Source organism: Proteus vulgaris, from assembly GCF_023100685.1.
In the GTDB taxonomy this organism is placed as follows: domain Bacteria; phylum Pseudomonadota; class Gammaproteobacteria; order Enterobacterales; family Enterobacteriaceae; genus Proteus.
The window spans coordinates 2,731,835-2,753,757 of record NZ_CP090064.1; the positions used below are offsets into that span (position 1 = coordinate 2,731,835).

Consider the following 21,923-nt stretch of genomic DNA (forward strand, 5'->3'; position numbering starts at 1 on the left):
ATATAATGACTGAATAATGGTGATTGTTTATTCAACTTTTCTTTTTTTAACTACATTGTCTCTTAAAGGCTCGCAAACTGAATGCGTACATTGAACCAACTCAAGCCAAATACACTAACTCGCTTATATGTCCTGTTTCTTCTTTTTATGGTCATATCACTTTTTTTATACGCTTACAGTTATTTTGATACTTGGCTCGATAGTAAAAAGAATGCTATCAACAACACGACTCATAAATTTGCTTTGCAGGTTGAAGATTACCGTTATCACTCTAATCAGCTTTTTCAGTTATCAAATAAAATATCAGACACGGCCTTTTTCCCTTCCTTACCACTGACTCCAATAAAACTACGCTCTGATGTCTTTTGGCTTGAAGGTCGGGATCAAACTATAGATGCCATTATATTTGGTAAACCTAACGAACAAACGTTCCAGCTAGCACAACGCTTTGCAAATTCACTCGAAATTATCTGGGGTGTACGTAATGATTACAGTTCACTTTATTATCTAAATGGTAAAGGAAATGATCTTATCTTAATTACGACCCACTCTGTGCTTAAACCAGAAATTCGTTACAAAGAAAGCTACCTGACGTTAACCGCTGAGAACAAACGCTCTGAGTTGCTGATGCAATCAACCGCTTTAGATGAAAAAGAGAGTCTTTCTCCTATTAGAAAGATGTCTACAGAAAATATCTATTACTATACCTACCGCATTATGTTTAATGTGCCAGGGCAACTTACGAGCGTGGTCGCTTTTGATTTACCTATCAATAATTTTTTACCTTCAGAACTATCACCACACTACTTAAGATTACTGCCAACAGGCCAACAATCGGTCTATGATAAAAACAGTATTGAAATTTCAACCGATGGCTCTTCTTTGATTTTTTCTCAACCTATTGCGGGCATTCCCTATTCACTCTCTTATGAATATCCGTTGAAACTCATTATCAAAGAGATTGCTTATAAAAACATCTGGTTGTTAATTAGCCTGCTTGCCTTTATTTCAGTTTCTGTTTTCGGACACATCTATATACGTAACAAATATGTTTTCCCGTACATCTCAATGACTCGTAATCTACGCATCAAAGAAGAGATGACTAATGACATCATTTCTAATCTTCCTATCGGCTTATTGGTATACAATTTTTCCTCTAACCATAAAATTATTAGCAACAGCCATGCTGAAAAACTATTACCTCATATCGATTTATCAAAGATCCGACAGATGGCGATTGAACATAATGGCTTAATCCAAACAGCGATCAATAATGAGATTTATGAGATTAGAACCAGCAATAACAGCAATATTGACAATACGTCATTATTCATATTTCTGAATAAAGACAACGAAGCACTTATCAATAAAAAATTACAACTTGCACAGCAAGAATATGAAAAAAATACCATCGCGCGACGTAAGATTTTATCTAATATGTCATTAGAATTAATGCGTCCGATTAAAGATATAAATGAGATGGTTTATCAATTCAAAGAACTGTTGCCCGAAAGCACGCATCAGCAATTGCTTAACTTATTATTAGAAAAAACAAATTACATTTCCGAATGGATAGAAAATATTACGTTAATTAATAAGTTAGAAAATCAAGAATGGAAAATTCACAAAGATGAATTTGAGCTTTCAACATTAGTTGAATCTATTTTGATAACTGCATCACCATTTATGATAAGAAAAGGCTTAACCCTTTATTTCCATAATAATATAAGGCCTGGTTTACTTTTAATTAATGATGGGCCAGCATTAAGTAAGATTATTTTATCATTGATTAATTATGCCATTAGTACGACTAACTATGGAAAAATAACTGTTAATCTAAATTTAGTTAAAAATAAAGATAAAGAAGAAATACTTATTGATATTATTGATAGTGGAAGTGGGCTAACACCACAAGACATTGCTAATATAAAATACCCATTCCTCGGACAAGCGATGGGAGATAAATATTACTCCAACTCTGGGATTATTTTTTATTTATGTCATTTGTTATGTAATAAAATTCAGGGTGAGTTAACAATTAAGAGCCAAGAAAGTATTGGTTCTCATTTCCGGATTGCACTCCCATACCAGCATATAGATACGGAAGAACGAACTTTTAACATATTATTGGAAGGAATAAGCGCAAAACTCGCCATAAAAAACCCTGAAATAGAAAAAATCATCTGCCGACAACTTGATAAATACGGCGCGACATACTTTGATAAAAATAGAGAGAATCTTTATCCCGAATACGATATCATACTTAAAGATACTCCGGATGATAGTCCAGAGTCTCCAACAATATTATTAATGAGCTCTATTGTTGGATTTGAAAAAATATCAAAAAATTTAATAAAGTGTAACTATAACTTCGGTGATCCTTTAATAGAAGCTATTACTTATTTAATTGAAGAAAATGAGTCATTTTCTCTAGATACAACTGAAGAGAGTATTTTAGATGAAAATAATAACCTTGATAATTACGAAGTAATTCTTAATAATTATAGGAAGAAGTTGAATGGTAGTGATTATAAGGAACTATTTATCAGTACTGTTCCTATTGATGTTGAGAAACTACACTTAGAAGCAACAAATAAAGACTTTCATTCTCTAGCTCAGACAGCTCATCGTCTAAAAGGGGTTTTTGCCATGTTAGATTTAGAATATCTCAGAGAAAGCTGTGAATATTTAGAACATGACATAAAAAATCATAATGAATTAGAGATCAAAGAACGTATCACTCAACTGGATAAATGGATTCAACAGTTGCTGCAGCAAGGTAACAATTAAACATGAATAACCTTAATATTATTATTGCCGATGACCACCCAATCGTTTTATTCGGTATTCGTAAATCTTTAGAACAAATTGAATGGGTCAATGTTGTTGGTGAATTTGAAGATTCAACGTCACTTATCAACAACTTGCCTAAGTTAAATGCAGATGCATTAATTACTGACTTATCTATGCCTGGTGATAAGTATGGTGATGGTATTACACTAATTAAGTACATCAAAAGACATTACCCGAATTTGTCGATTATTGTACTTACCATGAATAACAACCCAGCTATTTTAAGTGCTGTCCTTGATCTTGAAATTGAAGGTATTGTACTTAAACAAGGTGCTCCAACGGATCTACCAAAAGCATTAGCAGCGTTGCAAAAAGGCAAGAAATTTATGCCTGAAAGTGTCGCGAAACTACTTGAGAAAGTAAATGCAAATGGTTATGGCGATAAACGTTTGTCACCTAAAGAAAGTGAAGTTCTGAGATTATTTGCTGAAGGCTTTCTCGTCACTGAGATCGCAAAAAAACTTAATCGTAGTATTAAAACGATTAGTAGCCAGAAAAAATCAGCAATGATGAAACTGGGTGTTGATAACGATATTGCATTACTTAATTACCTATCATCAGTAACTATTGATAAGGAAATTAACGGCCCAGATTAATCTTTTCAAGCGACCGTTTGCAGTACCGATAAAATCAGGAAGCTCAACCTATTTTGGGAGCTTCTCTGCTTTTTTGTCTTTATTCTCTCGCTCCATCCCACCCGCAAAGCGCTAAACGGATGTAATATACCCTACACTCATCTTTTGTCTGATAATGCCCTAGAAGCTATAGGATGTGTTATTTATGGTATCATTCTTTATGTCTATCTTATCCGTGCAGTTAATATTGTTATTACTTAACAAATAGAAAAGAGATTAATAAATTAATCTCTTTTCTATTTGTTTATTTTTATGGTGGCTGCATAAACTACTTTTTAGGTATATGTCCTACCAAAACTTCTCTTAAGATGGAAAGTGATACCGGTTTAGACACACAATCATTCATTCCGGCATCAATACAGCGTTGCTTTTCTTCTGCTATTGCATTCGCTGTTACACCAATTACTGGCATATCACTCCCCATTTCTCGTATGTGAGTTGCAAGCTGATAACCATTCATATTTGGCATATTGACATCAGTTAGAATGATATCGATATGATTTTTCGCTAAATAGGCTAATGCATCACACCCATCTTCTGCAGTTGCTGTGTTAAAACCAATTTTTTTCAGTTGATCGGTCAGCAATAAGCGATTTATTGGATGATCATCAACAATCAAGATGGTCAACGCTTGTAAACCACAATCGGTATTCAACTCAACCATATCAACACAATTTGCTTCAATTTTGTTTTGCGGTAATTGTAGTATTATTTTTGTTAATTCATTTAGTTTATAAGTACTACATACCCATATGTTTTCTGCTATTTTTTTGGATGGTTCGAGGTAATGTTCATTAAGCCTAATAAATTGGCAATGATGCTCTCTCGGATAATCATAGTCCGTGATAATAAAATCAGTTGAAGAGAGTGTTGTTTCTTCTGTTAATAATTCACAATTCAACCCAAAGTAATTGAGATATCGCCCAATAAACCCTTCTAAATAAAGGTTTTTGATATCAATAAAACAACGAACGGTACTCTCTTTATAAATATCCTTTTCGGTAGCAAGTTCATTCTCTTCTAACACACCATAAAGTGGTATTCGAACTGTAAATCGGCTACCAATATTTTCTTGTGAAACAACACTGATATCGCCATCCATTAAGTTAATTAGTTTTTCACAAATAGCTAAACCTAATCCTGTACCTTCAGATGCGCTTTCTGTATTTTGTGAAACCTGGAAGAATGGTTCAAAAAGCTCATGTAATGCCTTCTCACCAATCCCTCGTCCTGTATCATGAATATCAAAATACAGGTAATACTCATCTTTATAAAGATGTAAGGTAATACACCCTGTCGTAGTGAATTTAATGCTATTATTCAATAGATTAGAAATAACCTGTTGTACCCGAACAGGATCACTATTTACAATTTTAGGTACATCTGGTTCGATAAAGCAGTAGATAGCTAAATCTTTTTTCGCAATCAAGGGTAAATAGTTAGAAATAACAAAAGAGAGTACTTGGCGACAATTAAACGGTTTAATCTCAATCTTTAATTGTTTAGATTCAATTTTTGAGAAATCGAGAATATCACTAATAATTTTTAGCAGTAATGATGAGGAGTTATCCATCGTTTTTAATAATCGACTTGTATCATCGTTTTGTGCAAAGGATTGTAATAACTCTAAGTTACCAATAATGCCATAAAGTGGTGTACGTAATTCATGACTCACCGTAGCTAAAAACATCGATTTTGCTTGGTTAGCTTGTTCTGCCGCTGTTGCCATATTTTGTAGCGAACGTTCCATTTTAACACGAGCGCTAATGTCCACTAAAACACAGATTGCCACATCTTCATTTTGATAGCGTGAATTAACAAAACTGATTTGTAAGTGATTACGGTTATTCGTCACTACATCAACCATATTGCTACTTTTTTCAGCAATAATAGATAAAATATTTTGCTTATCACTGTGACTGAGTAACCGAAAATAGTTATGTGCTAATTCATTACTTAAAATGATCATGCCATCGCGTATTCTCAGAATACTAATTCCGACAGGTGCCGATGCCACAATTTTATGGTTAAACTGTTCATGCTCTTCTAATCGGGAAGCATTATTTTCTGCTGGTGAGAATATTTTTCTTTCGAAGATCCACACAAAAATAAAAATAAAAATGGCAGAAATAATATTTAAAATCAGTGCATTAAAAATCGTGAATTTAAATTCATTTAAAATTTGCTTGAGTGGTAATGAATACACCACACTAAAAGAGGATGGCAATAGTTTTCGTTTTGCAACTAACTCACTGAAATCTTCATCAAAACCAAAATAAGGTGCGCTCACATCAGCGACTTGCTTAACAGAACGATAATTATTTTCTGCAGGGTAGCTTAATACCGTGGTATTTCGGCTATTTAGAAGATGGATAGAAATTACTCTGTCTTTGGCTGGAGAGAAGTATTCAAGGCGAATTGCTCTTTCAATACCAATTAATCCAATAAATTTACCAGAAGCATAAACAGGTGACATAACATATAAAATGCCACTATCCCCTTTTGCATCTGGAACTATCCAATATTGATTAACTTCTTTGCCTTGCGCCCGTTGATTAATGTAGTTACGTGTATTTTCGTAAACCATTTTTTTCAACATCTCAGTATCTACAGGTGATGCGCGCAAAGGGAAGTTAATCATGCACATACTGTGCGAACCTACCATGAAAACCTGGTTTATCCCTTGTAATGCAGGGGTATTATCTTTCCAATAATATAAGATACTGTTAAACGAACGAAAATAGTTATTGGTTTGTCCTTTAAATAATTCACAGTCCGCCGTTTCATTGAGTTTATGAAGTGAAAATGGTCCTTCATAAAATAATGAATTTTTTATACCTGGATTTAAATTAATTTGCTCTTGATGACGTTCTGCGAGGTATTGTAAATCACGGATAGTGCCAGAAGTTTGTCGAAAAAAACCGAGGAGATTAGTGTAGTTATTACTATACTCTTGCCGAATATCTGACTTAGTATCATTAAAGATGTTGATGAGGTAAAACATCGTTAATAATGCCCCCATCGCCCACAACATGATACCTAATACGCGAAAAAGGTAGCGGGAAATTTTTAACGATGTTTTAAAGGACGAGAGATATCTCAAACAACCACCCTAATCAATATTCCTACCGCATAAGAAACTTATTCTATTCTAGCAGAAATTACTGTATGTCTGAATAATATGATCTTTATCATCAGGATAATTATTTCTGATGATACTCTGATCCAACCACATAAAAAAAGCAGGCAATTATGCCTGCTTTCTTTTATTTATACATCACAATAATGATAAATATTATTCTTCATCTGCATCATCGGTTAAATCTGATCCCGACTCTTCAGGTGATGTCTCGTTAATAACCTCATTAACTTCATCATCATCTAATGCGTCATCTTCATCTTCAACACGTTGCAAGCCAACAACCAACTCATCTTCTGTTGTACGAATTAAGGTAACACCTTGTGTATTACGTCCAACAATGCTGACCTCTGAAACACGAGTACGAACTAATGTACCTGCATTGGTGATCATCATAATTTGGTCAGTTTCTTCAACTTGAATTGCACCTACTACTTTACCGTTACGCTCACTCACTTTAATAGAGATAACGCCTTGTGTAGCACGATTCTTCGTTGGGTACTCGCTTTGTGCAGTTCGTTTACCATAACCATTTTCAGTAACGGTTAAAATATCACCGTCACCACGAGGAATGATCAGAGAAACGACTTTATCATCATTACTCAGTTTCATACCACGAACACCTGTCGCAGTACGACCCATTGGACGAACACAATCTTCTGCAAAACGAACCACTTTACCATCAGCAGAGAACAGCATAACTTCGTTCGTGCTATCGGTTAAGTCAACACCAATTAGCTCATCGCCTTCATTTAAGTTGACTGCGATAATACCTGCGCTACGAGGGCGGCTGAAATCTTGCAGAGGTGTTTTCTTCACTGTACCGCTTGCCGTTGCCATAAAGACAAACTTACCTTCTTCATACTCTCTCACTGGCAAAATAGCCGTAATACGTTCATTTTGCTCAAGAGGTAATAAGTTGATAATCGGACGGCCACGAGCACCACGACTTGCTTCTGGTAACTGGTAAACTTTCATCCAATAGAGACGACCACGGCTTGAGAAGCATAAAATGGTGTCATGGGTGTTAGCCACCAGCAGGCGATCAATAAAGTCTTCTTCTTTAATTCTTGCTGCAGACTTACCTTTACCGCCACGTCGTTGTGCTTCGTAATCGGTAAGTGGCTGATATTTAACGTAACCCTGATGAGAAAGTGTAACAACTACATTTTCTTCATTAATCAGGTCTTCGATATTAATATCTGCTGTATTCTCAGTGATCTCAGTACGGCGTGGATCGTTATATTGATCTTTAATCGCATTTAGCTCTTCTCGAATGACTTCCATCAAACGCTCAGGGCTTCTTAAGATATGCAGTAATTCAGCAATTTGCAGCAATAAGTCACGGTATTCATCTAACAGTTTTTCATGTTCAAGACCAGTTAGTTTCTGCAAACGCAGATCCAAAATAGCTTGAGCTTGTTGTTCTGTAAGATAGTATTTACCGTCATGCACACCATATTGTGGCTCTAACCATTCAGGACGAGCAACATTGCTGTCACCAGCACGCTCTAACATGGTAGAAACACTACCTAAATCCCAAGGTTGTGCAATTAATGCTGCTTTTGCTTCTGCTGGGTTTGGTGCTTGGCGGATCATTTCAATAACAGGATCAATGTTCGCCAATGCAACAGCCAGCGCTTCTAAGATATGAGCACGGTCACGCGCTTTGCGTAATTCGTAAATTGTACGACGAGTAACAACTTCACGACGGTGACGAATAAAGGCAGAGATAATTTCTTTTAGATTTAATAGTTTTGGCTGGCCTTGGTGAAGCGCAACCATATTAATACCAAAAGAAACCTGCATTTGTGTTTGTGAGAATAAGTGATTTAATACCACTTCACCCACAGCATCACGTTTGATTTCAACAACAATACGCATGCCGTCTTTATCAGACTCATCGCGTAATCCGCTGATACCTTCAATGCGTTTATCTTTAACAAGCTCTGCTATTTTTTCAATTAAACGCGCTTTATTCACCTGATAAGGAATTTCTGTCACGATAATTGTTTCGCGACTGGTTTTCTCATCAGTTTCAATATCAGCCTGAGCACGGATATAAATTTTCCCGCGACCAGTACGGTAAGCATCTAAAATTCCTCTGCGGCCATTAATAATAGCAGCAGTCGGGAAATCAGGCCCCGTGATATGTTCCATCAACTCTTCAATAGTGATGTCTTCGTTATCAACATAAGCAAGACAGCCGTCGATAACTTCGCCTAGGTTATGTGGAGGAATGTTTGTTGCCATCCCCACCGCAATCCCTGATGAACCATTGACTAGCAAGTTTGGAACACGGGTTGGCATAACTGCCGGAATATGTTCTGTTCCGTCATAGTTAGGAACAAAATCAACCGTTTCTTTTTCCAAATCCGCCAGCAGTTCATGGGCGATTTTCGCCATACGAACTTCGGTATAACGCATTGCAGCCGCCGAGTCACCATCAACTGACCCGAAGTTACCCTGCCCGTCAACCAACATGTAGCGCATAGAAAAAGGCTGTGCTAAACGAACAATCGTTTCATAGACAGCACTGTCACCGTGCGGGTGATATTTACCGATAACATCCCCAACAACACGGGCTGATTTTTTATAAGGTTTATTCCAATCGTTTCCTAGTACATTCATCGCGAAAAGAACTCGGCGGTGTACTGGCTTCAGTCCGTCTCGAACATCGGGTAATGCGCGTCCTACAATAACAGACATCGCATAATCCAAATATGAGCTTTTCAGCTCTTCTTCGATATTAACTGGTGTGATTTCTCTGGCAATGTCGCTCATGGAGCCACTGTCCCTCATACTACGGATTCAAAGGTTTAGAACTATACCACAAATCGCCAATTTTTGGAAAAAGGAAACAACTAAATTAATGATCCTTTCGCTATTCTCTTCGATTTCACCGTCTAACGTTGGTAGAATCATGGCAATATGAAAATAGGAGTAATACTTTCTGATGAATGATAAAACAACCTCTTTACATGCTAACGTGGATCAGCATGAAATCGACAAGTTTGAAAGCGTCGCATCACGCTGGTGGGATCTTGAAGGTGAATTTAAGCCATTGCACCGTATAAACCCACTAAGACTTAACTATATCCAAGAACGCGCTGACGGCTTATTTGGAAAAAAAGTCCTCGATGTTGGCTGTGGTGGCGGTATTTTATCTGAAAGTATGGCGTGTGTCGGTGCCGAAGTTACTGGCCTTGATATGGGCACAGAGCCATTACAAGTTGCACGCTTGCACTCACTAGAGTCAGGTATTCCTGTGACTTATATTCAAGATACCGTTGAAAACCATGCAAATGAAAACCCGCAAGCTTACGATGTTGTCACCTGTATGGAGATGTTAGAACACGTTCCAGACCCTTCTTCTGTTGTAAGAGCCTGTGCAAAATTAGTAAAACCAGGTGGGCATGTTTTCTTTTCAACTATCAACCGTAATAAAAAGGCATGGCTAATGCTGGTGGTAGGTGCGGAGTATATTCTAAATATGGTACCTAAGGGCACACATGATGCTAATAAATTTATTCGTCCATCAGAACTGCTCAGTTGGGTTGATGAAACCGACTTACGTAGCAAAAATATGATTGGCTTACATTATAACCCAATCACTGACAAATTCCGATTAGCGCCAAACGTCGATGTGAATTATATGGTGCACACACAATCGACACATAACTCGAATTCGTGAAACTGAAAGTTTGATTTGGTTTAATAAAACATCAAACGATCACATTTTTTAAAATTGACTTTACATCATTGTCACCTGAATTTGAGTTTCTTACTGCCTGTATTTACGCAGGGTACGGGCAGTTATTAAAAAATTTATCCCCTATTTATCCACAGAAACAATCAGATTTGTACACTTGATCAATCTCTCAATTACCTTTATCTTGTTATCACCATTTGAACCAACCCCTATATATTGTGTTTCCTTAAATTTCACACCACAAGACTCCTTGACACTCTTTGTCATCGGGAGCGTTTTTTTGCGGTATAAAATTTCAGGTAGCACTAATGCAAGAAAGGTGCATCGCTCATGAATCACAGCCTGCTCGTCACAAAACGTGATGGTCATAAAGAACGCATTGACTTAGACAAAATTCACCGTGTAATCGCCTGGGCCGCTGAAGGCCTAGAAAATGTCTCTGTATCTCAAGTTGAATTACGTTCTCAGATTCAGTTTTATGATGGTATCAAAACTGCTGATATCCATGAAACACTGGTAAAAGCTGCTGCAGACTTAATTTCAGGTGAAACTCCTGATTATCAATATCTTGCTGCCCGTCTTGCCGTATTTAACTTACGTAAAAAAGCCTATGGCCAATTTGAGCCACCAACGCTCTATGAGCACGTTAAAAAATTAGTTGATCTAGGCAAATACGACCGTCATCTTCTTGAAGATTACACCCAAGAAGAATTTGAGCAGATGAATAACTTTGTTGTTCATCAACGTGATATGAACTTCTCTTATGCTGCGGTTAAACAGCTAGAGGGTAAATATTTCGTTCAAAACCGTATTACTGGCGAAATTTACGAAAGTGCACAATTTTTATATGTTTTAGTTGCAGCTTGCTTGTTCTCTCGTTATCCACAAGCAACACGTATGGACTATATCGAACGCTTTTATAATGCGATTTCTACTTTCAAAATCTCATTACCAACGCCAATTATGGCTGGCGTCAGAACACCAACTCGTCAATTTAGCTCTTGTGTATTAATTGAGTGTGACGATAGCCTTGATTCTATCAATGCAACATCAAGCGCTATTGTAAAATACGTTTCTCAACGTGCGGGTATTGGTATCAATGCAGGTCGTATTCGTGCATTAGGCAGTGCTATTCGTAATGGCGAAGCGTTTCATACAGGTTGTATTCCTTTCTACAAACACTTCCAAACTGCGGTAAAATCTTGCTCGCAAGGTGGTGTTCGTGGTGGCGCTGCCACACTGTTCTACCCTTTGTGGCATTTAGAAGTTGAAAGCCTGCTGGTACTGAAAAACAATCGTGGTGTTGATGATAACCGTGTTCGTCATTTAGATTACGGTGTGCAATTAAACAAATTAATGTATGAACGTTTAATCAAAGGCCAGGATATTACCTTATTCAGCCCTTCTGATGTTCCTGGTTTATATGATGCTTTCTTTGCCGATCAAGATGAATTTGAACGCTTATATGTACAATATGAGAAAGATAAGAGCATCCGCCAAAAACAAGTTAAAGCGGTTGAGTTATTCTCATTAATGATGCAAGAGCGTGCATCTACGGGCCGTATTTACATTCAAAATGTTGACCACTGTAATACACACAGCCCATTTGATCCGGCTATTGCACCTATCCGCCAATCAAACCTGTGTTTAGAAATTGCACTACCTACTAAACCATTAAACGATATTAAAGATCCTAATGGTGAAATTGCACTCTGTACCTTGTCAGCCTTTAACTTAGGCGCAATTGAAAATCTTGATGATTTAGAAGAGCTAGCTCGTTTAGCTGTTCGCTCACTGGATGCGCTATTAGATTACCAAGATTATCCAATCTTAGCCGCTAAACAAGGCGCAATGGGCCGTCGTACCTTAGGTATTGGTGTTATTAACTTTGCTTATTACTTAGCTAAACACGGTGTTCGCTACTCTGACGGCAGTGCAAATAACTTAACTCATCGTGCATTTGAAGCAATTCAATATTATTTATTAAAAGCATCTAATGAATTAGCAAAAGAACAAGGCGCATGCCCATGGTTTAATGAAACCACTTATGCTGAAGGTATTTTACCTATTGATACCTATAAAAAATCATTAGATGTTCTGACAAAAGAACCTCTGCATTACGACTGGGAAGGCTTACGCAAAGACATTAAAGAGCACGGCTTACGTAACTCAACATTGTCTGCACTGATGCCATCAGAAACCTCTTCTCAGATTTCGAATGCAACCAATGGTATCGAGCCACCTCGTGGTTATATCAGTATTAAAGCCTCTAAAGACGGTATTTTACGTCAAGTGGTTCCTGAGTATGAGCGTTTGAAAGGCGCTTATGAATTACTGTGGCAAATGCCAAGTATTGAAGGTTATTTGCAGTTAGTGGGCATTATGCAAAAATTCGTTGACCAAGCGATTTCAGCGAACACTAACTACGATCCTACTCGTTTCCCTAGCGGTAAGGTTCCAATGAACCAGCTGCTGAAAGATTTGCTGCTCGCTTACAAATATGGTGTGAAAACACTTTATTATCACAACACCCGTGATGGTGCAGATGATGTACAGGGTGATCTGGAAGAAGTCGTTGAGACTGAAGATTCAGATTGTGAAGGCGGCGCGTGTAAAATTTAATTGAGGAAGCTATGTCCTATACTACTTTTTCACAAGTTAAAAATGATCAACTTCAGGAGCCCATGTTTTTTGGGCAGCCTGTTAACGTAGCGCGTTATGATCAGCAAAAATACCCTATTTTTGAAAAGCTAATTGAAAAACAACTCTCCTTCTTCTGGCGTCCAGAAGAAGTGGACGTTTCTCGTGATCGTATTGACTACAATGCACTGCCTGATCATGAAAAACACATTTTTATTAGTAATTTAAAATATCAAACTCTGTTGGATTCGATTCAAGGCAGAAGCCCTAACGTGGCATTCTTACCTTTAATCTCGATCCCTGAGTTAGAAACATGGGTTGAAACATGGTCATTCTCTGAAACCATTCACTCGCGCTCTTATACTCATATTATCCGTAATATTGTTAACGATCCGTCAGTTGTGTTTGATGATATCGTTGAAAATGAAGAAATTTTAAAACGTGCGCGTGATATTTCTTCTTACTACGATGAGTTGATCAGATTAACTAACCTTTATCACATGTATGGTGAAGGTGATCATCATGTTCAAGGTAAAACCGTTAATGTGACTTTACGCAAATTAAAGAAACAACTTTATTTGTGTATCATGAGTGTAAATGCGTTAGAAGCGATTCGTTTCTATGTAAGCTTTGCGTGTTCATTTGCCTTTGCTGAACGAGAGTTAATGGAAGGTAACGCTAAAATCATTAAATTGATTGCACGTGATGAAGCATTGCACTTAACGGGTACGCAACACATGCTGAATCTACTGCGTTCAGGTCAAGACGATCCTGAAATGGCAGAAATAGCCACAGAATGTGAACAAGAATGTTATGACTTGTTTGTTGAAGCCGCAGAGCAAGAAAAAGAGTGGGCAGAATACCTGTTCTCAGAAGGCTCGATGATTGGTTTAAATAAAGAAATTCTCTGCCAATATGTTGAATATATTACCAATATTCGTATGCAAGCAGTAGGTCTTAAATTACCATTTAAAGCGCGCTCAAATCCTATTCCATGGATCAATGCATGGTTAGTGTCTGACAACGTTCAAGTAGCACCTCAAGAAGTTGAAGTCAGTTCTTATCTTGTGGGCCAAATTGATTCACAAGTTGATACTGATGACTTGAGTAATTTTGAACTGTAATACCGAGAAATAACACTGATACGTTATGGCATCTCATAAAGTGACCCTGCATCAGCAGGGTCTTTCAACACCACTAGAATTTCATACTGACGCCCACCCTTCATTGCTTGATGCTTTAGAGCATGGGAAAGTTCAAGTCGAATACCAATGCCGTGAGGGTTATTGTGGCTCTTGTCGTCTACGTTTAGTGAAAGGCAAGGTTTGCTATCGCAATGAACCTTTAGCATTTATCCAACCCGATGAAATCTTACCTTGTAGCTGTCATCCTATTAGTGACATTGAAATAGAAATTTGCTCTGAATGATTTGAATTATCTTAATTTTCCTTTTTTTCTAACATTGTTGTCCATCATTGACTAGAATTAAATTACATTGATGAAAAAAGGAAAAACATTATGAAATTAAATTCTATTTTCTCAGTTGTTGCTATCTCTGCATCACTTTTATTAGTTGCGGGTTGTTCAACTCCACAAAAAATAGAAACAGTAAATGGGGAAACGATTTTAACAACAGATAAGCCCCAAGAAGATGAAAAAACTGGATTAATTACCTATAAAGATGCAGAAACTGGGCAATTGAAACAAATTAATCGTGAGCAGATAAGACGAATGGTAGAGCTTGACGATTAATATTCTTAATTAATCACCTCTATTAAGCGCCAATTGATACTTATTAATTGGCGTTTTTTTATTCATTTTTTATTTTCCGTAAAGAAATAATTACAGTATACGTAATTAAAATTTGACAGGTATTTACCATTCTTATACTCTGCATTTTATATAAATAAAATAGCTAGCGAGCAGAGGACTTAGTGAAAAATCGCACTATAGGTAGTGTTTTTATTGTTGCAGGAACAACAATTGGGGCAGGCATGTTGGCAATGCCACTGGCTGCGGTGGGTATTGGCTTTGGTACTATTATGCTATTACTCGTAGGACTGTGGTTATTAATGAGTTATACCGCGCTCTTGCTAGTGGAAGTTTATCAATACAACGATCCTCATACTGGTCTTGGTTCAATCGCTAAGCGTTATCTTGGTGTTGGTGGTCAAGTGATCACTGGACTTGCTCTACTCTTATTGATGTATGCATTGACGACAGCTTACATTAGCGGCGCTGGCGAATTGCTTTCATCTACCCTATCCTCTTGGATTGGTCATGAACTCTCTGTCACTCAAGGTATTATAATCTTTACAGTGATTGGTGGTGCTGTAGTAGGTATTGGTACCACATCAGTTGATATGATTAATCGGCTGCTATTTACAGCAAAAGTTTTCTTCTTAATCTTTATGCTGGTTGTGATGCTACCCCACGTTGAAAGTGTCAATTTAACGTCAATGCCAGTCGCTCACGGGCTTATTCTTTCTGCTATTCCCGTTATTTTTACTTCATTTGGTTTCCACGGTAGCGTGCCAAGTATTGTAAGTTATATGAATGGCGATATTAAAAAGTTACGTATTATCTTTATTATTGGTAGTGCAATCCCTCTTGTTGCCTATATTTTATGGCAAATTGCCACATTAGGAGCCATTCCTACAAATACTTTTATGGGAATTATGGCGCAACAATCAGGTTTAAATGGCCTACTTACCGCTATCCGCGATGTCGTTGCAACGCCTCGCGTCAATATTGCAGTAAACCTATTTGCTGCATTGGCGTTAGCTACCTCATTCCTTGGTGTTGCACTAGGCTTATTTGATTATCTTGCTGACCTATTTAAACGCAGTAATCGTGCTACAGGTCGTATGCAATCAAGCTTATTAACCTTCGTTCCGCCTTTACTTTGTGCTCTTTATTTTCCTAACTTTGTACAAGCATTAGCTTATGCAGCTATTGCATTATCTATTTTGGCATTGCTACTACCTGCCTTATTAGTTTGGAAAGTAAGACAAGAGCAACACAGCGCGGATAAATACAAAGTCAAAGGTGGAAAAGGTGCATTAGCCATTGTCTTTACTTGTGGCTTAGTTGTGATCAGTATTCAAGTCGCCATCACTTTTGGTTTATTACCTCAAGTCGGTTAATCACATTTTTTATACAGACAACAAAAAAGCAGGTGTTGATTGTTCAACACCTGCTTTTTATTTAACGTTACTGCAAGTTTTTGCTTAGAAACTTAAACCTGCACCCACATAGAACCCATCAGCTAATTTATTATTACTTCTATTATGTGAGTTTTCGATTTCAATCACACGATAACCTGCATTGACATGCAATGGTTTAAATACCGTTAATTGCGCGCCCACATCGGCTTCATAATAAGATTTGCTACCAGACGTTAATCCTTCAGGAGAGCCATAAGCCTCACCATAAACACTTAAAGAAGGTAAAATATCCCAATTAAGCCCAACACCACCCGCTAAAGCAGCGCCATCATCACCATTTTTTGGTGATAAATAGAGCGCTTTACCACCAACACTTGCTGAAAAAGGCCCTAAAGGCAGAGCAAACTTCGCACCTAAGCTACCTAACTGACCATCATGATCACTACGAGCCCAGTTACCATTAAAAGAAAGGCCCGCATTAGGATTACCTAGTCCTGCTCGAACGTCCGTATAATGCTCACCCGCTTGAATATTCATTGATACTGCATTGGCATTTGCCGCCATAAATAATGTACTTATAGCGCCGACCAATAAATATTTTTTCATTGTTATTACTCCAGCAAATAATTGTCCTAACTTATAATTATACAACAAATTTATTAAACAACTTGAGTCAAAATTGAAAGCTAATCTGTAGAATTTTCAATCTATGTAAATAAGTTACGTCTATCAATATTATTGGTCTAATCGGTTTTATTAATGAGTTTAATATTGTTAAAGTGGATTTGCAGTCAATATTAACCATAATAAATATAAGGCTGTTCGCTTCGTTTTATTCACACATGCTATTTTTTTAGAACGTTTACTATTTCATAAACTGGAGATATGTGATGGAAAAGAAAAAGCTAACAACGGCGTCTGGCGCACCTGTTGTAGACAATAATAACTCAATGACCGCAGGCCCACGTGGCCCAATGTTGCTTCAAGATGTCTGGTTTCTAGAAAAACTTGCTCACTTTGATCGTGAAGTTATTCCTGAAAGACGTATGCACGCAAAAGGCTCAGGCGCTTTTGGTACATTTAAAGTTACTCACGATATTACACAATATACTCGCGCTAAAATTTTCTCTAAAGTGGGTAAAAAAACAGAAATGTTTGCTCGCTTTTCAACAGTTGCTGGTGAAAGAGGTGCCGCAGACGCAGAACGTGATATTCGTGGTTTTGCGTTAAAATTTTACACTGAAGAAGGTAACTGGGATATGGTGGGTAACAACACCCCTGTTTTCTATCTTCGTGATGCGCTGAAATTCCCTGACTTAAACCACGTTGTAAAACGTGATCCTAAAACTAACCTACGTAATATGGCATACAAATGGGACTTCTTCTCTCATTTACCAGAAGCATTACACCAATTAACCATTGATATGAGTGACCGTGGTTTACCACAAAGCTACCGTTTTATTCATGGTTTTGGTAGCCATACCTACAGCTTTATTAATAAAGATAATGAGCGTTTTTGGGTTAAATTCCACTTCCGTTGCCAACAAGGCATTAAAAACCTGATGGATGACGAAGCACAAACACTCGTAGGTCAAGATAGAGAAAGTTCACAACGTGACTTATTTAATGCTATTGAGCGCGGTGATTTCCCACGTTGGAATTTACAAATTCAAGTGATGCCAGAAAAAGAAGCATCAACTGTACCTTATAATCCTTTTGATTTAACCAAAGTTTGGCCTCATGCGGATTATCCATTAATTGATGTGGGTTACTTTGAATTAAACCGTAATCCTGAGAACTATTTTTCTGATGTTGAACAAGCAGCATTTAGTCCTGCTAACATTGTTCCTGGTATCGGATTCTCTCCAGATAAAATGCTACAAGGTCGCCTATTCTCTTACGGTGATGCTCACCGTTATCGTTTAGGTGTTAACCATCATCAGATCCCAGTTAATGCACCAAAATGCCCGTTCCATAATTACCACCGTGATGGTGCAATGCGTGTCGATGGTAATAGTGGTAGCGGTATTACTTATGAGCCAAATAATGGTGGCATGTTCCAAGAACAGCCTAATTTTAAAGAGCCACCATTATCTATCGAAGGTGCAGCAGATCACTGGAACCATCGTGAAGACGAAGATTATTTCAGCCAACCTCGTGCACTGTATGAATTACTGAGTGATGAAGAGCATCAACGTATGTTTGCTCGTATCGCGGGTGAATTAATACAGGCAAGTAAAGATACACAAAAACGCCAAATTGCCTTATTTAAGAAAGTCCATCCTGAATATGGCGCAGGCGTTGAAAAAGCAATGAAAGCTTTAGCGAAAGCAGAAGCTAAGTAACTGCATAATAAGAAGCCTTGTGAGCAACTCGGCAAAACAGAAAGGCGCCTTCGGGCGCCTTCATTATCTCTAATAATCTTTATGATTTACTGTTATTAAAATAAATTATCAAAAATAGGCATTCTTCAAACTAAGTTTATATATATTTTTGAGGGGAAGTTCGAAAAATGCATAGATATCACTTCAACATTTGCCCTCTCACCCATTCTTGCACTTGTTTACGAGAGATTTTAATTCCGCCATTCTTAAGGCTTTCAGGAAGTTGTAAACAAGCAACGGGTCGTTGAAATCCGGCTAATCGAGAGTGATACCACTGTGGTAATTGATTGATTATTTCAATATCAGCATCCACAACTGCGACTGGACGCTGCCCAAATTCAGCATCATCAATAGGGACCACAAAAGATTGGCTAATACTTGGATGTGTATTAAGGATTTTTTCAATATCTTCTGGTTGAATTCCTTCACCGGCACTGAAAAAGAGATTATCCAAGCGCCCTAAAACACACCACTCATCTGCACTAAAACAGCCTTTATCTCGCGTTGAATACCAGCCATCAGCCGTAAGCGATAGCGGTTTTAATTTACCATCAAACCAATAACCTAATGCGACACTATCAGACATTATCTGAAGTTCATCATCCACTAACCTAACTTCTTTACCTTTTAGTGGAAACCCGACTCCTGCTTTACCATCTGCACGTTTTGCACAAACAGTTGATGCCATTTCAGTCATACCATAACCACACCAGCATTGAACTCCCCAATGTTCTGCTTCTTGCGTTAGCTCAATAGGGATCATTGCTCCCCCTAATAGAACCGACTTTAAGGTAATAGGTTGCTTATCTTGTTGCGTTCTACTTTGTAAGAAGCGCCATAATTGTGTAGGAACCAAAGAAGCATGAGTGCAACCTTGTAACGCTTTTTCAAAAGGGTGCATATCACGTACCACTAGAGTTGCGCCACGTAACAACCAACGCCAAAAAACACCTTGCCCAGAGACATGAAATAGAGGTAAAGAAAGTAACCAACTATCCCCTTTTTCAAAAGGTATTAATGACAAAACCCCCGTTGCACTGCAAAGATGCGCATCAAAAGTATGCACCGCAGCTTTGGGTAAACCTGATGAACCTGATGTCAAAATAAGTGTTGCCATACGAGATGGCTCCCATAAGACATCATTTATAGTTTGAGTTTTATATTGACGTGACGTGTTATCTAACTCAATACCTCTAAGATCAAGCAATGTTGCATTTAAATCTAGCGGTATCTCACTCAAATCAGCATAAAAATCAATACCTAAGTGAGGTAATAATTCATCAAGTAAAGATTTTGGAAGCTGTGGATTTAAAGGTAAAACCTTCGCACCACATTGAAAAATAGCGAGTAGTGTAAAAACAAGATTGATATGATTTTTGCCTCGTAACAATACTGTGCTTTGAGTATTAATACCCTGCTTAATAAAATGGTTCGCTAATTGATTAATATGACAACTTAATTGTTGCCATGTAATAGGCGAATTGCCTGAAATGATGGCCGTTTCATTTGGGGTTAATTGTGCCCAGTGATGCCACGGCCATTGTTTAAATGGAACTACTGTTGCCATACTGTCTCTAGCTGTTCAAGAGAGATAAGTGGAATATCCACATTTGGCCAAGGACGAATAAGTTGCTGTTTGATTAAATCAACAGTATCGAGCCCCGGAATGCTATTAGGTGTTAACCACTGTGCAATTCTTGCTAATTGAGTCAGCCCGAAGCTACTTTCAATACTTGAACTGATAATGGCATCTAATCCTAACGCATGCGCTTGTTTAACAAGCAGTTGACAGCGTTCAAGGCTTCCCACCAGCGTAGGTTTTATCACAATCGTAGTGACGCCAGGTTGTGGTTTTACTTCAAAACCGTCATCACGCACTGTTTCATCCCAAGCAATATTAATTCCTGTTGCTTGAGAAAAAGCCAGCGACTCTTCTGGTGTTTTGCAAGGCTCTTCTAAGAATGCAATACGATCACGCCATGCAGGGTTTACATACTTCGCAAATCCTTCTGCTTTGGCTGGTGTCCAGCTTCTGTTCGCATCCAACCTTAATTTTAAGTCTGGAATGGCTTCTAATAGCAGGTTAACAACAATCCCATCACGTACCGCTTCATATAATCCCACCTTGATTTTAGCGACTTTTTCACCTTCCATATCATTAAGGCTTAAAATCAAATCATCAGGGTCGCCATTACATAAAGGAGCTGCGCGATAGTTTGCCTCTAGTGGCAATGTGCCTTCAAGCTCTGCTAATGCACAACTTAGGCCAAAAGCCACGCTTGGCAGTTCACTGTGCTCAGGGTTTTCACCCGCACACCACGCAGTTAACCAAGATTGCGCTGATACTTGTGCTTGCTCTAAAGTTTCACGGCTAAACTCAGGAAGAGGTGAAATCTCACCCCATCCTTGTTTGCCATTTTGCTCTAAACAGACAAGAAAACCATCACGCGTTTTTAGCCTTTGATAGCGCAGAACAACGCCTGCATCTACAGGTAGGCTGAATGAATAGAGTTTGGCGTTTCGCATTATGGGTTACGTTTAAATCGAGAGAAATCAGGTTGACGTTTTTCGTTAAAGGCGTTGCGGCCTTCTTGACCTTCATCCGTCATATAGAACAGCATAGTTGCATTACCCGCTAATTCTTGCAGGCCTGCTTGACCATCACAATCCGCATTTAATGCTGCTTTCAAGCAACGTAATGCCATTGGGCTGTTTTCCAGCATTTCACGACACCAACGAACGGTTTCTTTTTCAAGATCAGCATAAGGTACAACAGTGTTAACCAAGCCCATCTCTAATGCTTCTTTTGCATCATATTGACGGCATAAGAACCAAATTTCGCGCGCTTTCTTTTGGCCAACAATACGAGCCATATAAGAAGCACCCCAACCACCATCAAAGGAACCCACTTTAGGGCCTGTTTGACCAAAAATAGCGTTTTCTGCCGCGATAGTTAAGTCACACATCATATGAAGCACATGACCACCACCAATAGAATAACCAGCGACCATTGCCACAACAGGTTTCGGGCAAGTACGGATTTGGCGTTGGAAATCCAACACGTTCAGGTGATGCGTACCGCTATCATCACGGTATCCGCCGTAGTCACCACGAATTTTTTGGTCACCACCAGCACAGAATGCTTTTTCACCTGCACCCGTTAAAATGATAGTACCAATTGTGTCATCATAACGTGCATCGGCTAATGCTTGGATCATCTCTTTCACTGTCAAAGGACGGAAAGCATTACGCACTTGCGGGCGGTTAATCGTAATTTTTGCAATGCCATCGACTGATTTATGGTAGAGAATATCTTCAAAACCTTCAGAACAATCTAGCCATTCAATCGGTGCATATAACTTTTCTTCGCTCGGGTAAAGCATAATTAGGTTC

At 38.1% G+C, this 21,923-nt stretch carries 15 protein-coding genes; 9 read left to right on the forward strand and 6 right to left on the reverse strand.

Annotated features, from left to right (window positions below):
* Positions 1-81 precede the first annotated feature (81 nt).
* Together rcsD and rcsB are read left to right on the forward strand one after the other, a co-directional pair.
* Entirely contained in the window at positions 82-2,790 is a 2,709-nt protein-coding gene (gene rcsD, locus LW139_RS13260; RefSeq protein ID WP_166540711.1) for a phosphotransferase RcsD, read from the forward strand.
* Between the two features lie 2 nt (positions 2,791-2,792).
* Positions 2,793-3,449, forward strand: a complete 657-nt coding sequence (gene rcsB, locus LW139_RS13265) for a response regulator transcription factor RcsB (protein ID WP_036935620.1) — start codon at positions 2,793-2,795, stop codon at positions 3,447-3,449.
* Positions 3,450-3,756: 307 nt separating this feature from the next.
* Here rcsB and rcsC read toward each other — a convergent pair whose 3' ends face one another.
* Together rcsC and gyrA are read right to left on the reverse strand one after the other, a co-directional pair.
* Positions 3,757-6,591, reverse strand: a complete 2,835-nt coding sequence (gene rcsC, locus LW139_RS13270; RefSeq protein WP_247850056.1) for a two-component system sensor histidine kinase RcsC — start codon at positions 6,589-6,591, stop codon at positions 3,757-3,759.
* A gap of 192 nt (positions 6,592-6,783) precedes the next feature.
* The gene (gyrA, locus tag LW139_RS13275; protein ID WP_227335715.1) at positions 6,784-9,411 is read right to left on the reverse strand and encodes a DNA topoisomerase (ATP-hydrolyzing) subunit A; all 2,628 of its coding nucleotides are present in this window, start codon (positions 9,409-9,411) and stop codon (positions 6,784-6,786) included.
* A gap of 172 nt (positions 9,412-9,583) precedes the next feature.
* Here gyrA and ubiG point away from each other — a divergent pair, with 172 nt between their 5' ends.
* From ubiG to tyrP, 6 genes are all read left to right on the forward strand, one after another.
* A complete protein-coding gene (ubiG, locus tag LW139_RS13280) occupies positions 9,584-10,321 on the forward strand; it encodes a bifunctional 2-polyprenyl-6-hydroxyphenol methylase/3-demethylubiquinol 3-O-methyltransferase UbiG (RefSeq protein WP_109407225.1) in 738 nt (245 codons plus the stop codon).
* Between the two features lie 348 nt (positions 10,322-10,669).
* Positions 10,670-12,961 (forward strand): class 1a ribonucleoside-diphosphate reductase subunit alpha, encoded by a 2,292-nt coding sequence (gene nrdA, locus LW139_RS13285; RefSeq protein ID WP_166540713.1) that lies wholly within the window; start codon positions 10,670-10,672, stop codon positions 12,959-12,961.
* An 11-nt stretch (positions 12,962-12,972) separates the two neighbouring features.
* On the forward strand, positions 12,973-14,103 hold the full coding sequence (gene nrdB, locus LW139_RS13290) for a class Ia ribonucleoside-diphosphate reductase subunit beta (protein WP_247850057.1): 1,131 nt from the start codon (positions 12,973-12,975) through the stop codon (positions 14,101-14,103).
* A gap of 25 nt (positions 14,104-14,128) precedes the next feature.
* Positions 14,129-14,407: a class I ribonucleotide reductase maintenance protein YfaE gene (gene yfaE, locus LW139_RS13295; RefSeq protein ID WP_109407229.1), complete on the forward strand. Its 279-nt coding sequence runs from the start codon at positions 14,129-14,131 to the stop codon at positions 14,405-14,407.
* Positions 14,408-14,497: 90 nt separating this feature from the next.
* Complete coding sequence (locus tag LW139_RS13300; RefSeq protein WP_166540714.1) at positions 14,498-14,731, forward strand: YgdI/YgdR family lipoprotein; 234 nt, start codon at positions 14,498-14,500, stop codon at positions 14,729-14,731.
* Between the two features lie 182 nt (positions 14,732-14,913).
* Positions 14,914-16,125, forward strand: coding sequence for a tyrosine transporter TyrP (tyrP, locus tag LW139_RS13305; protein ID WP_166540715.1), 1,212 nt, complete (start codon positions 14,914-14,916; stop codon positions 16,123-16,125).
* An 84-nt stretch (positions 16,126-16,209) separates the two neighbouring features.
* Here tyrP and LW139_RS13310 read toward each other — a convergent pair whose 3' ends face one another.
* Positions 16,210-16,752, reverse strand: coding sequence for a YfaZ family outer membrane protein (locus tag LW139_RS13310; RefSeq protein ID WP_166540716.1), 543 nt, complete (start codon positions 16,750-16,752; stop codon positions 16,210-16,212).
* Positions 16,753-17,036: 284 nt separating this feature from the next.
* Here LW139_RS13310 and LW139_RS13315 point away from each other — a divergent pair, with 284 nt between their 5' ends.
* Positions 17,037-18,491 carry a catalase gene (locus LW139_RS13315; RefSeq protein WP_166540717.1) on the forward strand — a complete coding sequence of 485 codons (1,455 nt, stop codon included), beginning with the start codon at positions 17,037-17,039 and terminating at the stop codon, positions 18,489-18,491.
* Positions 18,492-18,669: 178 nt separating this feature from the next.
* Here the strand turns inward: LW139_RS13315 and menE are convergent, their stop codons facing one another.
* The 3 genes from menE to menB are packed head-to-tail and all read right to left on the reverse strand — an operon-like array spanning position 18,670 to position 21,913.
* Positions 18,670-20,097, reverse strand: a complete 1,428-nt coding sequence (menE, locus tag LW139_RS13320; protein ID WP_247850058.1) for an o-succinylbenzoate--CoA ligase — start codon at positions 20,095-20,097, stop codon at positions 18,670-18,672.
* Entirely contained in the window at positions 20,085-21,056 is a 972-nt protein-coding gene (gene menC, locus LW139_RS13325; protein ID WP_227335717.1) for an o-succinylbenzoate synthase, read from the reverse strand. The genes menE and menC overlap by 13 nt, the downstream gene beginning before the upstream one ends.
* Positions 21,056-21,913: a 1,4-dihydroxy-2-naphthoyl-CoA synthase gene (gene menB, locus LW139_RS13330; RefSeq protein ID WP_109407235.1), complete on the reverse strand. Its 858-nt coding sequence runs from the start codon at positions 21,911-21,913 to the stop codon at positions 21,056-21,058. The genes menC and menB overlap by 1 nt, the downstream gene beginning before the upstream one ends.
* Between the last annotated feature and the right edge of the window lie 10 nt (positions 21,914-21,923).